Genomic DNA, 3,579 nt, shown 5'->3' with positions numbered 1-3,579 from the left:
TGCACCACTTCGCGGCCGAAGGGCGTGAGTTCGCTGCGGCGGCCCACGCGGTCGAACAGCGGCTGGCCCAGTTCGCGCTCCAGCGCCTGCACGCTGCGGCTGAGCGCCGGCTGCGTGATGCAGATGACCTCCGCCGAGCGGGTGAAGGAGCCGGTTTCCGCCAGCGAGATGAGGTGGCGCAGCTGCACGAGCGTCATGGAAAACCCGCTGGTTGCATGAGTTTGAAGCATCTTAATCGGCTTTCCAATGCATTGGACGTTGGGTGTGGCGCTTCCTACGATGGGTTCGCGACGGGCCTTTCAACACCCACCGGTCCGGCGCCGCAGCCCCACCGCCCGGCCGCTGGCCTGCCTGCCGCCGCCGATCCTCAGCACCCTGCCACCGCCATCGCCATGACCACCCTCCACAGTCCCCTGGACGCCCGCACGACCGCCGCCACGGCCGGCACGGTGGCGCCCCGCACCCGCGTCGTCGCCGCCACCGTGGCCGGCAATGCGCTGGAGTTCTACGACTTCGTCACCTACGCCTTCTTCGCGGTGTACATCGGCCGCACCTTCTTTCCGGCCGACACGCCGCTGGCCAGCCTGCTCATGTCGGTGGCGGTGTTCGGCGTGGGCTTCGTCTCGCGGCCGCTGGGCGGCGTGCTCATCGGCGCCTATGCCGACCGCGCCGGCCGCAAGCCGGCGATGCTGCTGACCATCGGCCTCATCACCGTGGGCACGCTGGGGCTGGCGCTGACGCCCGGCCATGCGCAGATCGGCCTGGCCGCGCCGGTGATCGTGGTGCTGTGCCGGCTGGTGCAGGGCCTGGCGCTGGGCGGCGAGGTGGGGCCTTCCACCGCCTTCCTGATCGAGATCGCGCCGCCGCACCGGCGCGGCGCCTACGCCGGCTGGCAGCTGGCCAGCCAGGGCCTGGCCACGCTGGTGGCCGGCGGCGCCGGCCTGGCGGTGACCACCTGGCTGACGCCCGCGCAGGTGGAGTCGTGGGGCTGGCGCCTGCCCTTCGTGTTCGGCCTGCTGCTGCTGCCGGTGGCGGTGTACCTGCGCCGGCACATGACCGAATCGATGCATGCGCCCGCGGCCGGCGAGGCGGCCGGCTGGCCGCTGGTGTGGGCGCAGCGCCGCGTGATCGGCGTGGCGCTGCTGGTGGTGATGGGCGCCACCGTGGCCAACTACGTGGGCACCTTCATGACCACCTATGCCATCACCACGCTGAAGTTCGCGCCCGGCGTGGCCATGGGCGCCACGGTGATGGTGGGCGCCATCACGCTGGTGGGCGCCTTGCTGGGCGGCTGGCTCAGCGACCGCTGGGGCCGCCGCGCGGTGATGCTGTGGCCGCGCATCGGCACCGCGCTAGTGGCGGTGCCCGCCTTCAGCCTGCTGGTGGCCCATCCCACGCAGGGCATGCTGCTGGCCAGCACGGCGGTGCTGGCGCTGCTCACGGCCATCAGCGGATCGGCGTCCATCATCGCCATCCCCGAGCTGCTGCCCAAGGCGGTGCGGGCCACCGGGCTGTCCATCGCCTATGCGCTGGGGGTGACGGTGTTCGGCGGCACCACGCAGTTCATCGTCACCGCGCTGATCGCCAGCACCGGCAACCCCGCCGCGCCGGCCTGGTACGTGGCGGCCACCAGCGCCATGGCGGCGCTGGCCATCCTGGTGCTGCCCGAAAGCCGGGGCCGCGCGCTGCGGTAGCCGCCCTTGATGCAGCGCAAGGCGGCGGCGCGGGCGGTTTCTAGACTTGCCCGCACCGATTCACTGCCGGGTCCGGAGGCGACCATGAACACTCCCCCACGCGCCGATGCGCTGAACCTGCTGCTGCCCGACCTGCTGCGCCGGCTGTCGCACCCGTTGACCCTGGCCGACCCGCTGCCGCCGCAGATCCGGCTCGACCTGACCGAGAACGACCGCGACTACGAGGTGCGCGCCGAGCTTCCCGGGGCGCGCAAGGAAGACATCAGCATCACCATCGACGGCAGCTTCGTGTCCATCGCCGCGCAAGTGCATGGTGAGCACGAAGAGACCGACGCCGGCGGCCGCGTGCTGATCAAGGAGACGATGCGCGGCCGCGTCTCGCGCGGTTTTTCGCTGGCCCACGAAGTGGACGCCGGCCGCGTGGTGGCCCGCCTGCAGGACGGCGTGCTGCGCCTGACCCTGCCCAAGCGCGAAAGCAGCCGCAGCCGGACGATCGCGGTGCAGTGAGTCAGGCCAACTTCACCCGGTTGCGGCCTTCGTCCTTGGCGCGATAAAGCGCCCGGTCGGCCTGCTCGAACAGCGACTGCCGTTCATACGGCGGCGCATGCGCCAGGCCGATGCTCACCGTCACCCCGGTCAGGCCCGGCGCCAGGCCGGCCCAGTCGTGCCCGGCCACGCGGCGGCGCAGCCGTTCGCACACGTCCAGCGCCGCCTCGGCGCTGGTGTTGGGTAGCACGATCAGGAACTCCTCGCCGCCAATGCGCACGGCCACGTCTTCGCTGCGGGTGTTCTCGCGCAGCATCTGCGCCAGCGCCACCAGCACGCGGTCGCCCAGCCCATGGCCGAAGCGGTCGTTCACGCCCTTGAAGTGGTCCACGTCCACCATCGCCAGCGCCATCGGCCCGCCGCCGCGCACCGCCTGCTCCAGCAGGTCGGGCAGGCTGCGGTCGAGCTGCCGGCGGTTGCCCAGGCCGGTGAGCGCATCGCGCAGCGCCCGCGACTCGAACTCGTCGGCCCGCTGCCGCTCGGCCAAGGCCTGGCGGCGCAGGCGCTCGGCCTGCACCCGGGCCTGTTCCACCTCGGTGCGCGTGACCAGCAGCTGCGACTGGCTTTGCAGCTGGTTGATGGCGCGCCGCCGCTCCAGGTGCGCATAACACTCGAAGTGGCGCAGCGCGCCGCCCTCGTCGCCCAGCGCCTTCAGCGCGCGGTACAGGCCATGGTGCAGCCGCACCAGCGTGGCGGTGATGCCGGGGTTGCTTTCCTGCAGCAGCCGGCCCAGCGTGATGGCGGCCTGGGCCGGGCGGCCGGCCTGCAGGTGCAGCTCGGCCACGGTGCAGCGGATGCGGCAGGCCTGCGCCTGGTGGCCGCCTTCCAGCGCGCGCAGCAGCGCGGCGGTCAACCACTCCCAGGCTTCTTCGGCCTGGCCCAGGTGCACCAGCACCTCGCCCAGGTTGCCCCAGATCACCGCGTCGAAGGCGGCGTCGGCCGCTTCGCTGGCGATCTGCACCGCCTCGCGCGCATAGGCCACCGAGCGTTGCAGCACCGCCTGCACCTCCGCCTCGCCGGCCACGTCGCGCAGCAGGTAGTAGGCGCCGATGGTCACCGCGCACAGGTTGCTCAGCGTCTGCATGCGGTCGAAGGGCGTGCCGTGCGCGCGGGCGATGGCCAGTGCATCGGCCATCAGGCGCTCGGCCTGCCAGGGGTCGCCCATGCGCTCGAAGCAGGCGCCCAGCGCGGTCAGGGCAGGCACCTGGCGGCGCGGCACGTCGCTCGCGCGGGCGCGGGCGCAGCACTCCTGCGCGCAGGCCAGCGCCAGCTCGAAGCGGCCCAGCTCGCAGGCGCCCAGCGTCACCCAGCGCAGCAGGTCGTCGCGCCAGGCGCCGTG

The 3,579-nt window shown here is 72.6% G+C and carries 4 protein-coding genes; 2 read left to right on the top strand and 2 right to left on the bottom strand.

The window, feature by feature from the left end:
- On the bottom strand, positions 1-197 hold a 197-nt coding region (locus ABNT58_RS17215; protein WP_348754672.1), incomplete at its 3' end, for a LysR family transcriptional regulator.
- A 195-nt stretch (positions 198-392) separates the two neighbouring features.
- Here ABNT58_RS17215 and ABNT58_RS17210 point away from each other — a divergent pair.
- Together ABNT58_RS17210 and ABNT58_RS17205 are read left to right on the top strand one after the other, a co-directional pair.
- Positions 393-1,694, top strand: coding sequence for an MFS transporter (locus ABNT58_RS17210; protein ID WP_348754671.1), 1,302 nt, complete (start codon positions 393-395; stop codon positions 1,692-1,694).
- Positions 1,695-1,778: 84 nt separating this feature from the next.
- Entirely contained in the window at positions 1,779-2,201 is a 423-nt protein-coding gene (locus ABNT58_RS17205; protein WP_348754670.1) for an Hsp20 family protein, read from the top strand.
- 1 nt (position 2,202) lies between these two features.
- On the opposite strand, the gene ABNT58_RS17200 is transcribed toward ABNT58_RS17205, so the two are convergent.
- A partial coding sequence (locus tag ABNT58_RS17200; protein WP_348754669.1) for a tetratricopeptide repeat-containing diguanylate cyclase occupies positions 2,203-3,579 on the bottom strand: 1,377 nt, incomplete at its 5' end.

Origin of the sequence: uncultured Aquincola sp. (assembly GCF_964001545.1) — a bacterium.
Taxonomy (GTDB): domain Bacteria; phylum Pseudomonadota; class Gammaproteobacteria; order Burkholderiales; family Burkholderiaceae_C; genus Aquincola.
This window is presented reverse-complemented; position numbering and strand designations above follow the sequence as displayed.